Here is a 21,289-nt window from a genome sequence, read left to right as displayed (position 1 = left end):
AGGGTAGAGTAACCCAACGAGAGCAGGTTAGCTTGAGTATCTTGTGCTTTCCATCACATGCTCCCATGCCATTTGCCAAAGTCGTTGTAGTAAGTTATATTACATAAAGAATAAGACATAATAACTGCTGATATAAAATCACGCAGTCTCCAAGTAGTGAGTGATAAATTGGCGAGATTAGATAACCTAAAATGACATCAGATTCTTCTGTTACTACAGATCTTATACAGGATTTAGAGAAACTCAGTCAAGACCCACGTCTTGCCAGAGTTTTCAGAGATTCTGGTGCTTGCTCTCTACCTTGCTCTCTACATTTGTGGCTACTAGAGTTAACGCAAGATACAAAAACAGAATATCGGCTTTTATTCGGATGGGTTATCCCGGCAACTTACAAAAATCCTGGTCAATGGTACATTTCAGACGGTGGCAGAAAGCAAAACTGGGGAACCGAAAACAATCCTTACAAATTTCGCATAGCTAAACTAACTTTGTATGACGATAGCCATACTATTTTTAGCCTTATCAAAGAACTTGCACAAGGATTTTCATTAGATAATTCATGTAAGAAAGTTGGTATAGATCCTCCCCATCAAAAAAATCCCTATGGTCAACTGTGTCTGGCAAAATCCCCAAGACAATTAGCCCAATCTTTCGCGGTTCGTCCAGTAGTATTCCTTGAGACGGGACAGACAAATAGAGGAAACATCAAAAGTCCGATTGATGATGTGCCGGCTTTCGCTGGCTTTCTCTGGCAACTCTATAAACTGAGTCTTTTTTATCAAGATGAAAAAGATGTGTTACCAGAAGCCGACGACTTGATCAGGAAATGTCTCTACTATCTTACAGAGGAAACCGGACTAAACTTTTGCGGCGCAGACAGTGAACGGTTGGGTAATATCGAATGGTTATCTTTTCCAGCAGCAGATGAGTATGAGAACTCTCAAGTAAAAATTGATCCTACCTCATCTCCTAGTAACGTCAAGATAACAGTCCTAGCAGGTACTTCTTGTCCAAATACTCAGATCATCGTGCGTTGTCGCTTGTGGAATAGTGATGAGGTAATTTTAGACAAATGCAAAATTAGTCAGATTACTAATGACGATACAATAATTAATTTTATTTTTGACCAAGAAATTAATAAATTTCTTGTAACTATATGGAAATATGAAGTTACTGAAGAAACCTGGTCGATTTGGTACGAATACTCTTATGGTCTTATTAAGCAGATTGGTTTCAATCTAGGAATACCTACCTTTCAGGCAAAATTACAGTCATATTGGCTGGAAAAATTTAAAGATTCAAAAAAATCTACTATTCGCCAACTTGTTGAAGACGTTCAATCTGTTCAACGAGTGCATTACGATAAAAGGTTGTTTGAGGGATACAAACTTTCACCTTGGATAGCTGCTAATAAAATAATTAATAAACTAACTCAAAAACTTTTCCATAAATCATCAAGTGGACGTTTTTTTCCGAAAGGTTGGGCTACGGAGGAAGGTGGGCTTAGCTTCTTAGCGTGGCTTAAATCCCTAACTAAAAGTTCTACAGCCAGTAAACTTTTACTTGTCGATCCCTATTTTGATACATCAGGTGTTATAGAACTAATAGCACGAGCAGAAGCCACTCAAACTGAGTATGTGGTTCTGACCAACACTCAAGTTAAATCAAATGATGATTCTCTAGAACTGGAGGACAACCAAATTCATGAAGTTAACACGACAGAAGAACCTCAAAGGGCAAAACGTCTTAAAACAGCCTGTAAAAATTTAGGGTTTATGCTTACGCAGTTAAAATTTAAATTGCTAGACGTAAGAAGCAGAGGAGGAGGAAAAACTCAACAATTTCATGATCGGTATATTTTGGTTTTTGATGAATTAGGTGAAATTGAAATAGGTTATCATTTATCTAATTCTATTCAAAAGGCAACCCGATATTATCCTCTCCTAATTACTCCCATTAATGGAGACGTGTTGACGGCGATCGAAAAGTATGTTATTGATTTGCTGGCACCTGCTAATGATTCTTCTAATGAGATTATTACACTTTTTGATTCAAATAGAAACACTGATACATCTTCTCACTCTAATTCAAAGCATCAGCAAGGAATAGCTGCTATTCCTTATGCGGGGTTCTTTTTTGCTGCCCTCTTGAATGAAAATAGATTGTCAGACCTAGAGGAATCTGAATTGAGCAATAATTTGCAAGATAAGGGGATTCTCATTAGGGAAGGCAGTGGGTTTACAGTTACTAAGCAAGTCTATTCACAGCTTAACTATTTTGTTCAGATTCTTGTCGCTAGTGGTGAGGAAAATTTTGCCAAATTATGGACAGCATTGGGAGCATGGCTAGCCCATAGTAACCAGTCAGGTAAATACTTTGAGCAACTTGTTTACGAGGGAGATCAAAATCTATGTTTCAAAATTCAGCACTTTTTATCTCAGGCATCTTATCAAGAACCACCTATAGGCTCATTGGGGGCTAACCATAGTCAAGAGTCATTAAGTATCACTCATCTCATAAAACATAATTTTATCGAAGTAATAAGCGATATTGGTCAATTTTCAAAAGGGATAAATAATGATTACTCATTCTATAGATTTTATGATTGTTTTGGCATTAAGTATGCGGCAAAAGCGCTGGCGATTCTAGATCCAGAACTATTATTAAATGTTATCACAGAGCTTCGAGATGCCTTAAAAAAAGTAAACGAAAACAATTCTAACTATTGGGCAATCGCGCATACACTCACGTCAGTTATCAAGCAAATATTAAATCAACTCATCCAAATTCAGTATACTGGTGTAACAGATAACGGACTTTTATCCGCCCTGTTAAGAAGTGATGTTCCTCTACTTAGAGCTATTGCTGCACAAAGCCTATCTCCTTTACGGAATCAGAATATTGATTTACATAAGGCGTTTAATACTATCGATATACTTCTAGAAAAAGAACGTCTTTATGCTTTAGCTGAGTGGGTATTTGAACTAAGAATTAGAGCTAACCAAAATAATCGACATGAAAATGAAGAAATCAAGAATATCCGCTTAAAAATTTTTGATAAAATCCGTCAGGTGTGGGTAGAAAATTTATCGGCGGAGGAATTACGTGATGTTGTTCATCGCCTCGGTGGTCCGAGCGAGGGAAGCTGGGCAGTCTCTACAAGTAATGAGCTTTTATTACCCTTACAAGAAGATAATAAACTGACGGTTGATGAAATTGCACAGCTATGGCTGACTATTCTCGTCGAGCGACTAGAAGCTTGTATTTCTGCCATAATTCATAAGCCAGATAATCAATCATCTCGTTCCTGGTTCAACGAGCTGACAGATAGAGAACTTACTTTTACTTGTGGCTGGGCTATCGCTAATGCAACTGAAGATTGTCGAACAAAATGGCGCGACAAACTTAACAAGAAAATTTTCAACCCTGCTAAACGAACTATAAACCGCCCATTTTCCCGTTCGCTAGATTTTTCTGCGTGGAAAGGTGCTTGTGATAGCTTACTGTGGCTGAAAGTTTTAGTTGAAATTACTCTACTCTACGGAGTTGATGGAACAATAGGTAAAGAAAATGAGCTTGAAGAATTGGTTAGCAGGCTAGAGAAAATATTGGATAACATCGATATAACCCTTTGGACAGGCACGAAGGATATTCGAGAGTTATTGTCTGAAGTTAAACAGGATAGAGAAAAACACTTATATTTGCCTGAATAACACTGTCTCTATTCTAATTTTAGAGTATGTAACACCCCATAAAAACAACTATGTCATACAGTGATTTTACATTAGAAGATCTAGAGAAAAATTTTAATCTGATTATTCAAGAACGTGTTGAACTCTTTGACACAGTAGAACCTGTCCTGCCTAGTCCACTATTGAGCGAAACATTAGAGGAAAATATTCCTCTGGCATTAGAGATTAATACCGAAAAAGCGCGTTCTGAGATGATTGTTACTCCTATCCTCATCGAAGTTCGCCGAAAATACAACCGCCAAATTAGCCTATTTTCGGGAACTGACTTTAACATTGATAAAGACAGAGGACTCAATGGTCGATGTGATTTTATTCTCAGTCATTCGCCCAAACAGTTGGAAGTGACAGCACCAGTCGTTACACTGGTGGAAGCTAAGAACGATAATATTAAATCAGGAATTCCTCAATGTATTGCCGAGATGGTTGCAGCTCAAATTTTTAACGAACACAAAAATAATGAAATTGGTTGTATTTATGGAGTTATTACAACTGGAAGTATTTGGAAATTTCTTAAATTAGTCAAAACGACAGTTTCCATTGAACGCGGGGAACATTATCTGAATAACTTGGACTTGATTTTGGGGATTTTCTCACAAATTATCCAGACAACTCGTCCTCTATCTCTGCCCTTAGAACTCTAAGGTGTGCGATCGCTTGACTTGTGCAACTATTTTGTATCATTATGAACGATAGGTAGGGTCAGGGCGGGTTTATTCACGTCTAGGTCTATTGCAGCAGATAATAGTAAAACCCGCCCCTACAAACTTAACTCCTGCTGTGTCTATCACCATTATCGATTCAGTGCAAATTGAACAGGCTGATGCGTTGACCCGCTATTGGGCTTGGCAAGCGGCAACTGTTATTATTTCAGATGGTGCTTATGGATTAGGACTTTTCCCAGGTGATCCGCCAACACCAGCAGATTTAGCTGAGCGGATTAATTCGTTTCTGTTCCCGGAATTCCTGTGATGGTAATGTAATGGTACTGGTGTGGCACACCAAGTTTGATAGATTAACCTTACGCCGGGAAACTGTAGGGGCGCAAAGCTTTGCGCCCGATTTAATGGTTAAATATATTCCACTATTTTAGCTGGGTTATGCCAGTAAGCGGAGCATTTTTTCTGGGTAAACTAACGCCATCGTTAGCTTGAACTAAACGAAATGTTTGTCGTAACGCAGCAAACGTTGATGGCGAAGACAGCGCAACTACGAACGTCTAATATTCGGCTTAACGGTATTCCTCTGGATCAAAAGTCTCTCCAGGAAAAAGGTTGTTATTGAAAATCTGCTCCAGAGAATAAGGGCATTCTGGGGGAAAGGTTTTGTAACTCAAAGAGGTTTCGCGAACGGCTAAATCTAAGGCATCTTGGTATCCATTCTCTAAGGCTTCAGGTAGGTAAGGTTGCAGACTGGAACTTTTTTTAAGCAGCCGTTCTATGCGACGGCGTTGTTCCCGGATAGTGGCAAACCAACTCCTTGAGCGCTTATCAGATTGAAACTCCCATTTGAGCAAATGTCCTAATAAAATTCCCAAGCGATTTTCCAGCTCTTGCCGTTCCTGTCTACCCAATGCTTCTATCTCCTCAACCAAGTTGGGAATATCTAACTGACTCCACTTTTGTTCCTGGAGCAATTTTGCTTGTTCCTGTGTCCATCCATAAAAGTCGAGTTCGTAAGCTGGAGACGATTTATTGGTTGTTTTCATTGGCTTATTTTGTGGCTAATCTATTGATAAGTAGGTGGACTTTCATTAAAGTTAACGGTTGAGAGTAGGCAACAGGCAACAGGCAACAGTAAGGATTGATCGACTTCTTCACATTTCTTAGTACAGCATACAGAATTTATGTCCAGGTACTTAATCTAAACAATTGCTTGTCACACCCAATCCGGGTTGATCCTAAAAGGCAGAAGGCTCCGGGGCAAACAGGCAGTTACTTAGGTTTGGCACGTTGTTCATCTTTCAGGGGACTGATGCAAATCAGCATCTGATAGCGCAATAATCAAAGATGGCGAAATGGGGAATAACTGCTGTGCAACCGACAAAGCGACGCGAACAAATTGAACAAATCGTAGTTACCGCTGAGCAGATGCGCGAGATTGAAGGGCGTATCTTTGAGGCGGGAATGCCTGTCGCGGCGTTGATGGAAAAGGTGGCGGGGTTGATTACGAGGCGGATTCAAACCCTTTATCCCTATCCGCAAACGCGGCGCGTGGGTGTGTTAGTGGGTCCGGGACATAATGGCGGTGATGCTTTGGTGGTGGCGCGGGAGTTACAGTGTCAGGGTTATGAGGTGCTGATTTATCGTCCGATTAATAAGCTTAAGGAATTAACCTCCCAACATGCTCAATATGCGGAGAGTTTGGGAATTCCTTTTTATGAGCAGATTCAGCCGTTGCTAGATTGTGATTTAATTATTGATGGATTGTTTGGCTTTGGGCAAACGCGATCGCTCGAAGGGAATCTGGCGGATACGGTGAAGCAGTTGAATCAACTCTCCCAACCTATCCTCAGTATTGATTTACCTTCTGGGATTCACACGGATACCGGGGAAGTCTTGGGTACGGCACTTCGGGCAAGTCGCACATTCTGCTTGGGGTTGTGGAAGCAGGCTTACCTACAAGATCAAGGATTGGATTATCTGGGGGAGGCGGAATTAATTGATTTTGGTATCCCCTTGGTGGATATTTGGGCAGTTTTGGGTCAATCACCGGGACGAATGCGGGTGACTTCCTCAATGGTGCGGGATTGTCTGCCGCTAAAACGTCCAGCCGCTACTTATAAATATAAGGAAGGGCATCTACTGCTGATTTGTGGCTCAACCCAATATTCTGGCGGTGCCATTTTAACCGCACTGGGGGCGCGGGCGTCTGGGGTGGGAATGCTGTCTGTGGCGGTTCCCGAATCGCTGAAACCTTTATTAGTCAGTCATGTTCCGGAAGCGCTGGTGATTGGTTGTCCGGAAACCGCCAGTGGCGCGATCGCACAACTTCCTGATTCTGTAAACTTAAGTAAATTTAGTGCGATCGCCTGTGGTCCGGGTTTGACGCTGGATGGGAAGTCTTTGGTACAAGAATTAATGGGGGTGGAATGTCCCCTAATTTTAGACGCCGACGGCTTAAATAGTTTGGCGGAACTGAAAACCATTCCCACGTTAATCCGGCGTCAGGGGGCGACGGTGTTAACGCCTCATGTGGGTGAGTTTAAGCGGTTATTTCCGGATTCGGCGGAGTTGCTTCCGGATCGCGTGAGTGCGGTACAAAAGGCGTCTCAGTTGAGTCGATCTGTGATTTTATTAAAAGGTGCCAGAAGTGCGATCGCTCATTCCCAGGGATCGGTTTGGCTGGTGCCAGAAAGTACACCCGCCCTAGCCCGTGGAGGGAGTGGGGATGTTCTTACTGGACTTATCGGCGGTTTAGTCGCACAGCCCGCTACAGCTAAATTTCCTCTAGACGCCACCGTCGCGGCGGCGGCTTGGTGGCATGCCCAAGCTGGGATTTTAGCCGCACAGGAACGCACCGAGTTGGGCGTGGATGCTTTTACCTTGTCAGAGTATCTCATCCCCGTATTTCAAGAAGGCAGAGGGTAGAGATAGGGAAGATGGGGGAGATAGAGAAGATGGGGAAGATGGGGGAGATGGGAAGAGTTTTGAAAGTTGTAGGGGCGGGTTTTACCATTAATGGGAAGGTTTTCACCCTGATATAACTAAACCCGCCCCAACGGAGTGCCAGAATTCTTCGACCAAGGACAAATGACGAATGACAAATGACCAAATAGAGAGATAAGAGATTCAAATAGAAAGACTGTGGCAGGATAACACTCCAGATTGTGTGAATTTTTAATAAAGTCTACAGCCGTTAGACGAAATTCTCTACACCAGAAGTGTTTACAGCATTAGCGTTTCGGGAGGTTCATCTATTTATCGGTCTTCCGCTGCAATACATCTCGGTATAGAAATAAGGTAAACCATTCTTGATCCTGAGTTTTTGTCACTCGATCATGACGTTTGCCTGGAACACTTGCCTTGACAAATGATCTCCGCACGGCTAATATTTTTGACTTTGTTCAACAAGCAAAAATTGTCCAATCTCCGGATTTCTTATTTGTCCAGTATTTCGCTGTTGTGGCAACCGAAAAATGACCAACTGAACCCTCCGTCCTTAAATCCCCAATTGTGTGTTTCCCATGACTAATGAACTACTGCAACAAGTCCGGATTTTAGATCCGGTGTCTGGAACCGACCAACTCGCTGATGTGCTAATTACAGACGGCATCATCAAGGCTGTTGCACCAAAAATTGCGGAATGGTCAAGTGATACTGTGGTGCGGGATTGCCAAGGTCTAATTTTAGGGACTGGCTTAGTTGATCTTTACAGTCATTCGGGGGAACCCGGATATGAGGAACGAGAAACGTGGACATCACTTCTCACGGCGGCGGCTGCTGGAGGCTTTACCCGATTAGCGATTTTGCCGGATACAGTACCACCGTTAGACAATCCCTCTGGACTTGCCCGTGTGCGTCAGCAGGAACGTTCCCATCCCAGCCACTCTTCTCCTCACCTATATTACTGGGGTGCGATAACCCAGGGCGTGGAAGGACAACAGATGACGGAACTGGCTGAGTTAGCCGCCGCAGGCGTCGTAGGTTTTGCCGATGGGCGTCCTTTATCGAATCTGGCTTTACTGCGGCGAGTGTTAGAATACCTGCACCCGTTGCCAATCCCGGTGGCGTTGTGGGCGTGTGACCCGAAGTTAAAGGGAAATGGGGTGATGCGGGAAGGGGCAAATTCTATCCGGTTTGGTATCCCTGGAAATCCTGCGATGTCAGAATCAGCCGCCTTATCTGCCATTTTAGAAGTAGTCAGTGCGATCGCGACTCCGGTGCATTTGATGCGGATATCAACCCGTCGCGGTGTGGAACTGATTCAAGCAGCGAAAGCACGAGGGGTTCCAGTAACCGCGAGTACCTCTTGGATGCATTTGCTGCTGGATACTCAAGATGTAAGCAATTATAATCCCAATTTACGCTTAGACCCCCCATTAGGCAATCCCGAAGACCGCATCGCCCTCATCGAAGGCATTCGGGATGGGGTGATTGATGCCATTGCCATTGACCATACACCCTACACCTACGAAGAGAAAACCGTTGCCTTTGCCGAAGCGCCACCGGGAGTTATTGGTTTAGAGTTAGCGTTACCTTTACTTTGGCAAAATTTAGTGGACACTGGCGTATGTTCAGCACTGCAACTGTGGCAAACTATTAGCACAAATCCAGCGTTTTGTCTAGGTCAATCCCCCGCGAAGATTGCCAATGAGCAACCCGCCGAACTGGTGTTATTTGACCCGCAGCAGGGTTGGACAGTGGCACAAGATACCCTGAAATCCCTCTCCAGGAATACACCGTGGTTTGGGCAAAAGGTTAGGGGGCGCACGGTTCAAACGTGGTCAGGACAGGGGAAGCAGGGGAAGCAGGGGAAGCAGGGGAAGCAGGGGAAGTAGGGGAAGTAGGGGCGGGTTTGACGGATAACTTATGGCGCCAAACCGATAACTTAACTAAACCCGCCCTTTCGTTACCCAGTTCGATAAGGAAATGTCTCGGTTGAGGCTATGCTTCCCTTGAAATATAACATTTAAATACATAACTTTATAAACCCACTTATTTTCAATTTTTGGAAAAGATCAAAAATTTATTATCTATTGCCTTTAATGAGAACGATTGCCTTAAATACCAGTGAAGCTGATCGTAAAGATCAAACCGTGTCAAGCCGTGGGCTACTTATATTGTTATACTGCCACTGGGAGATACTATTCAATCAAGCAAGACTCGATCACTAGATAACCACTCATGCAGCCCACCGACGCCAGCAAATTTACCGACAAAGCCTGGGAAGCGATCGTTAAATCCCAAGACGTTGCCCGCCGCTGTCGCAATCAACAGCTAGAAGTTGAACATGTGGCGATCGCACTCTTGGAACAAGAGGGGTTAGCCGCCCGGATTCTCTCACGGGTAACGGTGGATGTGCCGACGTTTAAGCAGCAGCTAGAAGCCTTCGCCAATCGCCAAGCTAAGGTGAATAATGTTGACCAACTCTACCTGGGGCGAGGCTTGGATATTATGCTGGATAATGCCGAGGCATCCAGAGTCGCCCTGCAAGATGACTATATTGCGGTTGAGCATTTACTCTTGGGATTAGCCGCCGATGAACGCATTGGACGCCGCTTGTTTAAAGGCTTTGACCTGGATAGTACCAAACTCGAAGCCGCTGTTAAAGCGATTCGGGGTTCCCAAAAAGTCACCGATCAAAGTCCCGAATCCCGCTATGAAGCGCTAGAGAAATTTGGGCGGGATTTGACCGAACAAGCCAAAGCCGGGAAACTTGATCCGGTAATTGGGCGGGATGAAGAGATTCGTCGAGTGGTGCAAGTCTTATCCCGACGTTCTAAAAATAACCCGGTACTCATTGGGGAACCCGGTGTCGGTAAAACCGCGATCGCAGAAGGATTGGCACAACGGATAATTAATGGAGATGTGCCAGAATCCCTCAAAGAACGCCAGTTGATTTCCCTGGATATGGGGAGTTTAATTGCTGGGGCGAAATATCGAGGGGAATTTGAAGATAGACTCCGCGCCGTCTTACGGGAAGTTACCCAGTCCGATGGGCATATTGTCCTGTTTATTGATGAATTGCACACGGTTGTCGGTACCGGATCAGGTCAAGGAACCATGGATGCCGGGAATTTACTCAAACCCATGCTAGCGCGAGGCGAATTGCGCTGTATTGGGGCGACAACCTTAGATGAGTACCGCAAGCATATTGAAAAAGACGCCGCCTTGGAACGACGGTTTCAACAGGTACTGGTACGACAGCCGACGGTGGACAATACGATTTCTATTTTACGGGGACTTAAGGAACGTTACGAAGTTCACCATAATGTGACGATTACCGACTCCGCCTTAGTCGCCGCCGCAACCCTATCGAATCGGTATATTAGCGATCGCTTTTTGCCCGATAAAGCCATTGATTTAGTTGATGAAGCCGCCGCTAAGCTGAAAATGGAGATTACCTCCAAACCCGTGGAACTCGAAGCCATTGATCGCAGGCTGATGCAGCTAAAGATGGAAAAGCTATCCCTAGAAGCCGAAAGTCAGCGTCAGGGTGTCGCCGCCGTTAGCAGTGCCTATCAGTCGTCTCAGGAACGGTTAGCCCGGATTGAACAAGAGATTGAACAACTCGAAACCAATCACCAACAGCTTAACGGACAATGGCAGTCGGAAAAACAACTTTTAGAAGAAATTAATGACCTGAAAAAAGAAGAAGACCAACTCCGGGTTAAAATTGAGCAAGCCGAACGCGCTTATGATTTAAATCAAGCCGCCCAGCTTAAGTATGGACAATTAGAGGTACTCCAGCACGATCGCGAGGCAAAAGAGACGATGATGATGGAACTCCAGGCGAAGGGTTCCGCCTTACTCCGGGAACAAGTTACCGAAGCCGATATTGCCGAAATTGTCGCCAAGTGGACAGGGATTCCGGTAAAACGATTGCTGGAGTCGGAACGCCAGAAACTGTTGCAGTTAGAAGGACATCTGCATAAACGAGTGATTGGACAAGGAGAAGCCGTGGAAGCCGTCGCCGCCGCCATTCGTCGCGCTAGGGCGGGGATGAAAGATCCCGGACGCCCCATCGGTTCATTCCTCTTCTTGGGACCCACAGGTGTGGGGAAAACGGAATTGGCGCGGGCTTTGGCACAGTTCCTTTTTGACAGTGAGGAGGCATTGGTGCGGATTGATATGTCCGAATATATGGAGAAACACGCCGTTTCCCGATTGGTGGGTGCGCCTCCCGGATATGTGGGCTATGAAGAAGGGGGACAACTCACCGAAGCCATTCGCCGCCGCCCTTACTCGGTGGTATTGCTAGATGAAGTGGAAAAGGCACACCGGGATGTATTTAACATTTTATTACAAGTTCTTGACGATGGACGCATCACCGACTCCCAAGGGCGAACCGTGGATTTCCGCAATACGATTATTGTCATGACCAGTAATATTGGCAGTGATCATATTCTCAGTGTGGCAGGGGATGATACCCAGTATGAGGAAATGCGAAAACGGGTAACCGATGCCTTGAGAAAGCAGTTTCGCCCCGAATTTGTCAATCGTGTCGATGATATTATTATCTTCCATACCCTGACTCGTAAGGAACTGCGGCAAATTGTCGAGATTCAACTGAAACGGATTGAACGGTTGTTAGCGGATCAGAAAATCTCCATTGAACTGTCATCGACGGCGCAAGACTATGTGGTAAATGTTGGGTATGATCCAGTCTATGGGGCGCGTCCTCTGAAACGGGCAATCCAACGGGAACTCGAAAATCCAATTGCCACGAAGTTATTAGAAAACACATTTGGGGCGGGAGATACAATCCTCGTTCATTGTGTGGATAATGCCCTCACCTTTGAGAAAAAGGAGGCGGTAAATTTGCCGGAACCGCAATCGGTACATTGAACGGGTTTCGTAAAAAATCTTCATTAAAGTTTAAAGTTTTAGGAGAATCTCTGCCGAATTCAACTACTATTCAGTTAGGATCAGAATACAGGACAGGGGCATCTCTAAGAAACCTTAAACGTTCGTAGTAAGCGCTTTAGCGCCATCAGTGCCTCAGCACTAACTACAAACACTTAAACCGATTGTCTTCTCAACTAGGCAAAAGTGACTTGTTATGTCCCTTACCTTCACCGTCGCGATTCCCACGTATAATGGCGGAAGCCGAATCCCCGAAGTATTAGAACGACTGCGCCGCCAAACGGGTACAGAATCGATTCGCTGGGAAGTTATCGTTATTGATAATAACAGTACCGATAATACGGCTGAGATTATTAAAGCTTATCAGGAAAACTGGTCTCCCGACAATCCCTTACGATACTGCGTTGAAGCCAGACAAGGAGCAGGATTTGCCCGCCAGTTAGCCGTTAAGGAAGCCCAAGCGCCCCTGATTGGCTTTTTAGATGATGATAACATTCCCGCCCTAAACTGGGTGGCTGCTGCCGTTGCCTTTGCTCAAGCCTATCCCCAGGCGGGGGCGTATGGGAGTCAAATCCATCCCGACTTTGAAGTACCGCCTCCAGACAGCTTACGACCTATCTTACCCTTTTTAGCGATCGCAGAACGTGGTGACCAACCCTTTCGCTACGAACCCCACAACAAATTATTACCTCCTTCCGCCGGATTAGTCATTCGCAAACAGGCTTATTTGGATAGTGTTCCTAGTCAACTGATTTTAACCGGCAGAATTCAGGGAAATATGCTCACCGGAGAAGACTTGGAAATGTTAAGTTATATGCAGCTCAACGGCTGGGAAATTTGGTATAATCCAGACATGGAAATTGACCATAAAATTCCCCAGAAACGCTTACAGCGAGACTATTTAATTCCCTTTATGCGTGGCATTGGACTCAGCCGTTTTGTCACCCGCATGTTAAGTGTTAAGCCTTGGCAACGCCCCTTAGCTTTTGTTGCCTATACCGTTAACGACTTGCGGAAACTCATTATTCACAGTCTTAAATATCAGGGTAAACGTCAATCGGATTTAGTCGCCGCTTGTCAATGGCAACTCGTTTTGAGTAGTTTAGAGAGTCCATTCTATTTATACAAAAATGGCTATTTCAATCACCCGAACCAAATCATCACCCTGAAAGGCAAGTAGGTGGGAAGAAATAAACTCACCCCTCAATCCGGCTTGATTAAGGTGAGCAGGGGGAGCAGGAGAAGAAAAAGGAATGGTAGGGGCGGGTTTTACCACTAACGTTTGCTTTAACAAGCTAATATAACTAAACCCGCCCCAAAAGATTACCAGTATTCTACGACAAATGACATAAGACCAATGACATAAGACCAATGACGCTTAAAATCCCAATCATCCTATCTTGATGAGAGAACTAAATTCTCTGTGTAATCAGTGTCAATAAGCTCTCACCTCCCTACCCCTATCTCCCAAATAAATCCGTGAAATCAGTGTTTTGACCAATGACAAATAACAATGACCAAACAATGTCTATAGACTTCACCGTAGCGATTCCTACATATAATGGTGCCAGCCGTTTGCCGAAGCTGTTTGAAAAACTGCGACAGCAAATAGGTTTAGACCAGATTTCCTGGGAAATAATTGTTGTTGATAATAACAGTACAGATAATACCGCCCAAGTGGTACATGAGTATCAAGGGAATTGGCTAGTCGATGTTCCCCTAACGTACATCCTGGAACCGCAACAGGGGGCGGCGTTTGCCAGATTACGGGCGGTGCAAGCGGCGCAGGGGGAACTGATTGGATTCTTGGATGATGATAACTTACCCAATCCCGATTGGATAGCCCAAGCGTATACCTTTGCCCAAGAACATCCCCAAGCGGGTGCATTTAGTGGGCAAATTCATGGGGACTTTGAAGTCGAACCGCCGGAAAATTTTCAACGTATCCAAGCCTTTTTAGCGATTCGAGAACATGGTTCCACACCCCATCAATTTGAACCGCAAAATTTGAGATTACCGCCAGCGGCTTCATTGGTGGTGCGGAAAAAAGCCTGGTGTGAAACTGTGCCATCGTGTCCTACATTAACAGGTAAATTACCGGGAGTGATGATACAGGGGGATGATTATGAACCCTTACTGTACATATATAAAGCTGGGTGGGAAATTTGGTATCATCCAGATTTGCACACCTATCATCAAATACCCCACTGGCGATTAGAACGAGATTATTTACTCTCTATTTCACGGGGGTGTGGGTTAGCGACGTGTCAGCTACGGATGGTGAATGCTAAACCGTGGCAGAAACCACTGATTGTTCTTCGCAACTTTTTGGGCAGCTTGCGTCGAGTTGTTTTACAGTTGATCAAGTATCGGGGGCAATTCAAGACTAATCTAATTGCCGCTTGTGAAATGGAATTTTTCTGGGGAAGCTTGCTCAGTTCATTTTTGGTTGTGAAACGAAGTCCATCACTATAAAGAAGCCCAATTACTATGCCCTTAATTTCAGTTATTATTCCTGCGTATAACGCCGAAAAAACCATACAAGAGACAATTGAGTCTGTTTTAAAGCAAACTCTATCAGATTTTGAGCTATTGGTAATTAATGATGGCTCAACTGATAGAACCCTAGAGATTCTTTCCCAGATAAAGGATGAACGCTTGCGGGTGTTTTCCTATCCTAATGCTGGAGTAGCACCGACTCGCAATCGAGGACTGACTCAGGCGACAGGGGAGTATATTTCTTTTCTAGATGCTGATGACTTATGGACACCTGATAAACTGGAAGCGCAACTGAAAGCGTTGCAAGAGAATCCTCAAGCGGCTGTCGCCTATAGTTGGACGGATTGGATTGATGAATCGGGACAATTTCTGCGTCCGGGAGGTCATATTACTGAAAGTGGACAGGTGTATGAAAAATTATTAGTCAGAGATTTTATCGAGAGTGGTTCTAATCCCTTGATTCGCCAAACCGTGTTAACTGAGGTGGGTGAATTTGACAGTTCAGTAACACCGTGTGAAGATTGGGATATGTGGTTACGCTTGGCGGCTGGCTATGAGTTTGTAGCTGTACCATCGGCTCAAATTTTATATCGAATTTCCCCGACGTCTGCCTCGTTTAATGTTTGGAAAATGGAAGCCGGAAGTTTGCGTGTATTAGAAAAAGCTTGGGCACAGGCTCCCCCATCTATACAACACCTGAAACGGGAAATTTTGGGGAATCGTTATAAGTATCTTACCCTGAAAGCACTGGAGGGAAATTTGGAACGACGCCAAGGATTAGTTGCTGTACGGTTTTTCTGGCAAGCGATTCTCAATGACCCGGCTTGGCTGCGACGCGGAAAATTAATGGTAATCGTTTTATTTAAAATTGGATTGGCAACTCTCCTATCTCCTCACCAAGCTCAAGGAATACGCACAAGCTTGAGAAATTCGTTGCGAAAAGAGCGTCAGTTACAAAATTAATAGGTTATCTTCCGATATTGTAATATTTTCTCAATAAGCAAAATTGTAGGGTGCGTTACGCTTGGCTAACGCACCATTTCTCAAGGTTTTGATGGGTTACTACTGTTACCGAACCCACATTACACAACGGCTATTACCCTAAAAAATCACGGATTGATTTGAATATAGCCAAGCAATGTAGTCGTATTTAGCCAGTTTTTTAACATGAATTGATGAGCAAGTTGAGAGGGAAGTAGGCTGAGCAAACTACTTTTCAACAAAACCTTTAACGTTACTCCTTTTTGCCAGAGGTGAGGTTCATGGCGTAATATTTGCCACAAGAAGCGCATCGCTATTTGACCCGCTTGGGGTTCTGGATATCCCTCCAGAACTTTAAAGGTTAGGTATTTATATAAATTAGCCAAACTCGGTTGTTTTAAATGTTGTAGAGAATCAGGTGCTTGAGCAAACGCCTGTTCAATTACCCGTAAACACGCCGCCTCTTGTCTGACAACATTCGCCGACATAGAACTCGCCGATAGTCGATAGAGAACCTGCGGGGATGGAACCACGACAAACTCATAATTAGCCGCCAGCCGCAACCACATGTCCCAATCCTCAGCCGCCGGAAGGGATTCATCGAAGTACCCCACCTTCTCAAACGTCTGAGAACGAATTAAAAGATTCGAGCCGTTTTCGATGAAATCCGTTAATAAAAGCTGAGCATAAACATTACCCTGGATGGTGATATGGTTACCGCGACGGGAAAATTGACCCGATTCATCAATACAATCTGTCCAACTATAGGCGACAGCCGCTTGGGGATGCGTTTGCAACGCCTGAAGTTGAGCCTCTAGTTTATCCGGTGTCCACAAGTCATCCGCATCGATAAAGGAAATATAGTCTCCACAGGCTAGCTTAATCCCTCGGTTACGACTGGCGGCTAAACCTGCATTGGGGAAGGAAAACACTTTTAAGCGAGAATCGGGAATACGTTTGACAATATCCAGGGTAGAATCCTGTGAACCATCATCAATCACAATCAGTTCAAAATCCCTAAAGGTTTGGCTAGTGACAGATTCAATCGTCTCTTGAATCGTCTTTTCCCCGTTGTAGACGGGAATCACAACAGAAATAAGTGGCATAGAGTTGATGGGCAATATTAAGAGTTAAGCTTGAATGAACTGAAGGTATAAGTAGGTGGACACAATTAAAGTTAACGATTGAGATTAGGAAGGAACAGGGAACAGTAAAAGTTTGAGGGCGTTTTACAAAACTTAATGGGCGTGCCGCTTTCTTTTGTCCGACTACTTAGTCGTCACGGTTATTTATTATAGAACCTTTGCCGGAGAATGCTAAACTAGACTAAATGATAATTCCTGATTAATATTTTTTTGTCGTTAACGATTATATATGCAAGATTATAAGTACCTTTTTCTTGGGGGATTACACAGAAGCGGAACGTCTCTCCTGGCTAAGACGCTGGCAGCACATCCTCAAATTAGTGGGTTTAAAGATACAGGGGCAATTGAGGATGAAGGGCAATGGTTACAATCGGTCTACCCGCCAGCAAAAGTCTATGGGGGAGCAGGGCGTTTTGGCTTTGTCAAGGCTTCATTCATGGATGAGAAATCAGATTTAGTATCTGCGGAAAATGCCCAACGACTGTTTGATGAATGGAAGCCCTATTGGGATATGACTCAACCTGTATTACTGGAAAAATCACCACCCAATTTAGTTCGGAGCCGATTTTTGCAGGCGATGTTTCCCCACTCATTTTTTATTATGATGTTGCGGCATCCCATTGCTGTGTCTTGTGCTACCGCTAAGTGGAGTAATACCTCAATGTATTCGTTGATGGAACATTGGCTACGGTGTCACGAACGATTTGATCGGGATCGAAAGTATCTCCAGAATGTTATTGTGGTTAAATATGAGGACTTTGTGGCTTCACCGCAACAGACGTTGGATTTAGTTCTTGATTGTGTCGGTGTTGATGCTATTTCCATGGCTCCCCAAATTAATCCCAATGCCAACCAAAACTATTTTGCCAAGTGGCGGCAGATGAAGCACCAGCAAGGCGGACTGAAAACTATCTATTGTCAGGTCATCGAAAATTTATTTGAAAAAAGAGTTAATCGATTTGGGTACAGTTTAAAGGATTTGGAGCAAGTTCGTGCCTATTAATTTTCTTGAGTCGGTTGGTAGCAATAAACCCAATTCTATTAAAGTTACTAAATAGTTCTCCAATCCTTCTAAAGGACGAAGGACGAAGGACGATCCTTGCCATTAACTTTAATTTTTACCCCCTACTTCCTATGAAAATTCGTCAATCCAGTCAACCGCTGTTTTTAGTCGGCTGTTCTCGTTCAGGGACAACCCTACTCCAGAGTCTACTTGCGGCTCATCCCGATATTGCCTCTTTTCGAGAATCTAAATTCTTTCATTATGGCATTCCTGAATACGAACCTCGCCGACTGGCATTGGGGTTGATATCGCGACGGTTAAAACCGAGGATGGAGATTTATTTTCGAGATGAACTTGAGCGCCCTGAACTCCTCAAACGCCTGCCTCAGCTAATTTTATTGGGATATTACACCCGCAGATTTATGGCAATTATGAGTTTGCTGACGCAAGAACAGGGGAAGCATATTTTCTTAGAAAAAACTCCGGATCATATTTATCAAATCGACTATATTGAAAAGCTGATTCCTGAAGCCAGATTTATTCATCTGGTCAGGAATGGAGTTGATGTCGTGGCTTCGTTGTATGAAGTCACTAACAAGTATCCCAAACCCTGGGGAGGGGCAAGGACAATTGACAGATGCTTGGACGACTGGAAACGGGCAATTGAGGCAACTCGCCGCCATATTCATCAGCCGAATCATCATTTAGTCCAGTACGAAGGGTTGGTGGAAAATCCCCGTCCCGTTTTGGAACACTTGTGTCAATTTATTGGTATTGAGTTTAGTGAGAAAATGCTGCAAGATTATCAAGTTATGGGCAAGCAACTTAGTCTTGTGCATGAGGGACGGGCGGTGAATCAGCAGGGTATTAAGAAGGGTAATTATCAGAAGTTTTACCAGATATTTGATCAACAACAACAGCATTATATTCGGGAACAGTTGGCAACGGTTAACCTGGAAGAATTGATCCAAACATCTAATTCAAAAAACTCAGCCTATCAAAATATAACTCAAGACAAATGACAAATGACCAATCAAGTGAGGAAATCCGAATCTTATCCGTGGGTCATCCCCTCCTGAAAATCAGCTGCGATCGCGCAAAATCATCAATGAACCCTAAACCTATATGGCGTTATACCTATGACTGTACTCGAACAGGGAAAAATCACCATTCATACTGAGAATATCTTTCCCATTATCAAGAAGTCGCTCTACACCGACCACGAAATCTTCTTGCGGGAATTGATATCCAACGCTGTGGATGCTATCCAGAAGCTGAAGATGGTGTCCTACTCTGGAGAAGTGGATGGGGATGTGGGGGAACCGGAAATTACCATTTCCCTGGATAAAAATAATAAAACCCTCTCCGTCTCCGATAACGGGATTGGCATGACGGTTGAGGAAGTGAAAAAATATATTAACCAAGTCGCCTTCTCCAGCGCCGAAGAATTTATCCAGAAATACCAAAAAGACGCCGACCAGCAGATTATCGGTCACTTCGGCTTGGGGTTCTACTCCTGCTTCATGGTGGCACAGAAAGTCGAGATTGATACCCTCTCCTACCAAGCCGGGGCTGAGGCGGTACATTGGTCCTGTGATGGTTCGCCTCAGTTTGAACTGTCGGAATCCTCTCGCCAAGAACGGGGAACCACGATTACGCTGACGCTACAGGATGAAGAGACCGAATATATCGAACCCGCCCGGATTCGCCAACTGGTGAAGAAGTACTGCGACTTTATGCCAGTGCCAATTAAGCTGGATGGGGAGGATCTCAATCAACACAAAGCACTGTGGAAGCAATCACCACGGGATCTCAAGGATGAGGATTACTTAGAATTTTATCGCTATCTGTATCCGTTTCAGGAAGACCCCCTGCTGTGGGTGCATCTGAAGACTGATTATCCGTTCCTGTTGAATGGGATTCTCTATTTCCCCAAACTGAAGCCGGATGTGGATGTGACCAAAGGTCATATCAAGTTATTCTGTAATCAGGTTTTTGTCAGTGACAACTGCGAAGAAGTCATTCCCAACTTCCTCATGCCCTTGCGCGGGGTAATTGATAGTCCGGATATTCCCATCAATGTGTCCCGTTCCGCCTTGACTAATGACCGGACGGTGCGCCGGATTGCGGATTTTATCGCCAAGAAAATCGCTGACCGTCTTAACCAACTATATACTGAGCAACGCAAAGACTATATCCGCTGCTGGCAAGATGTGGGTACCTTTGTCAAGTTTGGGGCGCTGAATAATGATAAGTTCAAAAAGCAAGTTGAAGATATCATTATGTATCGCACCACCTATTCTGGGGAGTCCCAAAGCCAAGCAGAGACACCGGAGGTAGAAGTGCAGTCACAAGCAGACGATGCTTGGCAAGAGGTGAGTCCAGCCGCCGTGAATCAGGATGAGCAAGGGCGAACCTATACGACGCTGAAGGAGTATTTAGACCGCAACAAAGCCCACCACGAGAACCACGTCTTCTACTGTACCGACGAAGCCGCCCAAGCGACTTATGTGGAACTGCACAAGAATCAGGGGTTAGAAGTCCTGTATCTGGACTCGTTTATCGACACCCACTTTATTAGTTTCCTGGAACAGGAATATTCGGATGTCAAGTTCTCGCGGGTAGACTCGGAGTTAGATAATACCCTGGTTGACCAAGACAAGGCGTCAGATATCGTTGACCCCAAAACTAATAAGACTCGTAGCGAACTGATTAAGGAGTTATTTGAGCAAGCGATAAACAAGCCCAAGGTAAACGTGAAAACCCAGGCGCTGAAATCTGATGACCCCCAAGGGACACCGCCAGCCATGGTACTGTTACCGGAAGCCATGCGACGGTTGCAGGATATGACCGCCCTACTGCAGCAGCAGGCGGCGCAGTTTCCGGAGGAGCATATTTTAGTCGTGAATACGGCGCATCCCTTGATTCAGAACTTGGTGGAGATTAGTCAGGGGAGTATTGTCCAAGGTGTGGGTTCATCGCCGAGTGGGGAACTAGCCAATCAAATTTGTCAACACGTTTATGATTTGGCATTAATGGCGCAACGAGGCTTTGACGCCAATGGAATGAAGGCATTTGTGGAACGGTCGAATCAAGTGTTGACGCGGTTGACCGAGCGTTAGATACCGTAGGGGCGCATAGACGTGCGCCCTTTATCAACCTGACGTGCGCCCTTTATCAACGTGACGTGCGCCCTGCACTGACGTCTTAGGTATCAACTTAAGCTAGAACCCCCTCACCCCCAGCTGACAGGTGTAGGTTTTTTACTGTGCGGTTGGGGCAAGACAAGGAGGGCAAGGGGGACAAGAGGACAAGGGAGGAAAACCGTACAGAATCTTGTTCGGTCAAGCTAACTTCTAAAAGCCGAAATGCCCGATTTTTCGT

14 protein-coding genes are annotated in these 21,289 nt (G+C 44.6%); 12 read left to right on the top strand and 2 right to left on the bottom strand.

What is annotated here, in order from left to right:
• Window positions 1–191 precede the first annotated feature (191 nt).
• The 3 genes from RIG66_RS12490 (at window position 192) to RIG66_RS12480 (ending at window position 4,721) form a co-directional block, all read left to right on the top strand.
• A complete protein-coding gene (locus tag RIG66_RS12490) occupies window positions 192–3,713 on the top strand; it encodes a VPA1262 family protein (RefSeq protein WP_446378459.1) in 3,522 nt (1,173 codons plus the stop codon).
• Between the two features lie 50 nt (window positions 3,714–3,763).
• Complete coding sequence (locus RIG66_RS12485; RefSeq protein WP_446378457.1) at window positions 3,764–4,393, top strand: hypothetical protein; 630 nt, start codon at window positions 3,764–3,766, stop codon at window positions 4,391–4,393.
• Between the two features lie 136 nt (window positions 4,394–4,529).
• Entirely contained in the window at window positions 4,530–4,721 is a 192-nt protein-coding gene (locus tag RIG66_RS12480) for a hypothetical protein (RefSeq protein WP_446378456.1), read from the top strand.
• A 259-nt stretch (window positions 4,722–4,980) separates the two neighbouring features.
• Here RIG66_RS12480 and RIG66_RS12475 read toward each other — a convergent pair whose 3' ends face one another.
• Entirely contained in the window at window positions 4,981–5,457 is a 477-nt protein-coding gene (locus tag RIG66_RS12475; RefSeq protein ID WP_446378454.1) for a DUF29 domain-containing protein, read from the bottom strand.
• A gap of 301 nt (window positions 5,458–5,758) precedes the next feature.
• On the opposite strand from RIG66_RS12475, the gene RIG66_RS12470 reads away from it, so the two are divergent.
• From RIG66_RS12470 to RIG66_RS12445, 6 genes are all read left to right on the top strand, one after another.
• On the top strand, window positions 5,759–7,339 hold the full coding sequence (locus RIG66_RS12470; RefSeq protein WP_446378452.1) for an NAD(P)H-hydrate dehydratase: 1,581 nt from the start codon (window positions 5,759–5,761) through the stop codon (window positions 7,337–7,339).
• 596 nt (window positions 7,340–7,935) lie between these two features.
• Window positions 7,936–9,249: a dihydroorotase gene (locus RIG66_RS12465; protein ID WP_446378450.1), complete on the top strand. Its 1,314-nt coding sequence runs from the start codon at window positions 7,936–7,938 to the stop codon at window positions 9,247–9,249.
• 346 nt (window positions 9,250–9,595) lie between these two features.
• The gene (gene clpB, locus RIG66_RS12460; protein ID WP_446378448.1) at window positions 9,596–12,259 is read left to right on the top strand and encodes an ATP-dependent chaperone ClpB; all 2,664 of its coding nucleotides are present in this window, start codon (window positions 9,596–9,598) and stop codon (window positions 12,257–12,259) included.
• 214 nt (window positions 12,260–12,473) lie between these two features.
• Window positions 12,474–13,457, top strand: a complete 984-nt coding sequence (gene hpsE, locus RIG66_RS12455; protein ID WP_446378446.1) for a hormogonium polysaccharide biosynthesis glycosyltransferase HpsE — start codon at window positions 12,474–12,476, stop codon at window positions 13,455–13,457.
• A 344-nt stretch (window positions 13,458–13,801) separates the two neighbouring features.
• Window positions 13,802–14,752, top strand: a complete 951-nt coding sequence (gene hpsE, locus RIG66_RS12450) for a hormogonium polysaccharide biosynthesis glycosyltransferase HpsE (protein ID WP_446378444.1) — start codon at window positions 13,802–13,804, stop codon at window positions 14,750–14,752.
• A gap of 15 nt (window positions 14,753–14,767) precedes the next feature.
• Window positions 14,768–15,739: a glycosyltransferase gene (locus RIG66_RS12445; RefSeq protein ID WP_446378442.1), complete on the top strand. Its 972-nt coding sequence runs from the start codon at window positions 14,768–14,770 to the stop codon at window positions 15,737–15,739.
• Window positions 15,740–15,885: 146 nt separating this feature from the next.
• Here RIG66_RS12445 and RIG66_RS12440 read toward each other — a convergent pair whose 3' ends face one another.
• On the bottom strand, window positions 15,886–16,863 hold the full coding sequence (locus RIG66_RS12440; RefSeq protein WP_446378440.1) for a glycosyltransferase: 978 nt from the start codon (window positions 16,861–16,863) through the stop codon (window positions 15,886–15,888).
• Between the two features lie 268 nt (window positions 16,864–17,131).
• Here RIG66_RS12440 and RIG66_RS12435 point away from each other — a divergent pair, with 268 nt between their 5' ends.
• The 3 genes from RIG66_RS12435 to htpG all read left to right on the top strand — a co-directional run bounded on the left by RIG66_RS12435 (window position 17,132) and on the right by htpG (window position 21,027).
• Entirely contained in the window at window positions 17,132–17,905 is a 774-nt protein-coding gene (locus RIG66_RS12435; protein WP_446378438.1) for a sulfotransferase family protein, read from the top strand.
• A 131-nt stretch (window positions 17,906–18,036) separates the two neighbouring features.
• Window positions 18,037–18,927: a sulfotransferase family protein gene (locus tag RIG66_RS12430; protein WP_446378436.1), complete on the top strand. Its 891-nt coding sequence runs from the start codon at window positions 18,037–18,039 to the stop codon at window positions 18,925–18,927.
• A gap of 117 nt (window positions 18,928–19,044) precedes the next feature.
• The gene (gene htpG / locus RIG66_RS12425) at window positions 19,045–21,027 is read left to right on the top strand and encodes a molecular chaperone HtpG (protein ID WP_446378434.1); all 1,983 of its coding nucleotides are present in this window, start codon (window positions 19,045–19,047) and stop codon (window positions 21,025–21,027) included.
• Window positions 21,028–21,289: the final 262 nt, after the last annotated feature.

It is taken from the genome of Coleofasciculus sp. E2-BRE-01, from assembly GCF_040221695.1.
Classification (GTDB): Bacteria; Cyanobacteriota; Cyanobacteriia; order Cyanobacteriales; family Coleofasciculaceae; genus Coleofasciculus.
Note: the sequence above shows the minus strand (reverse complement) of the source record. Positions and strands in the feature narration are given on the sequence as shown.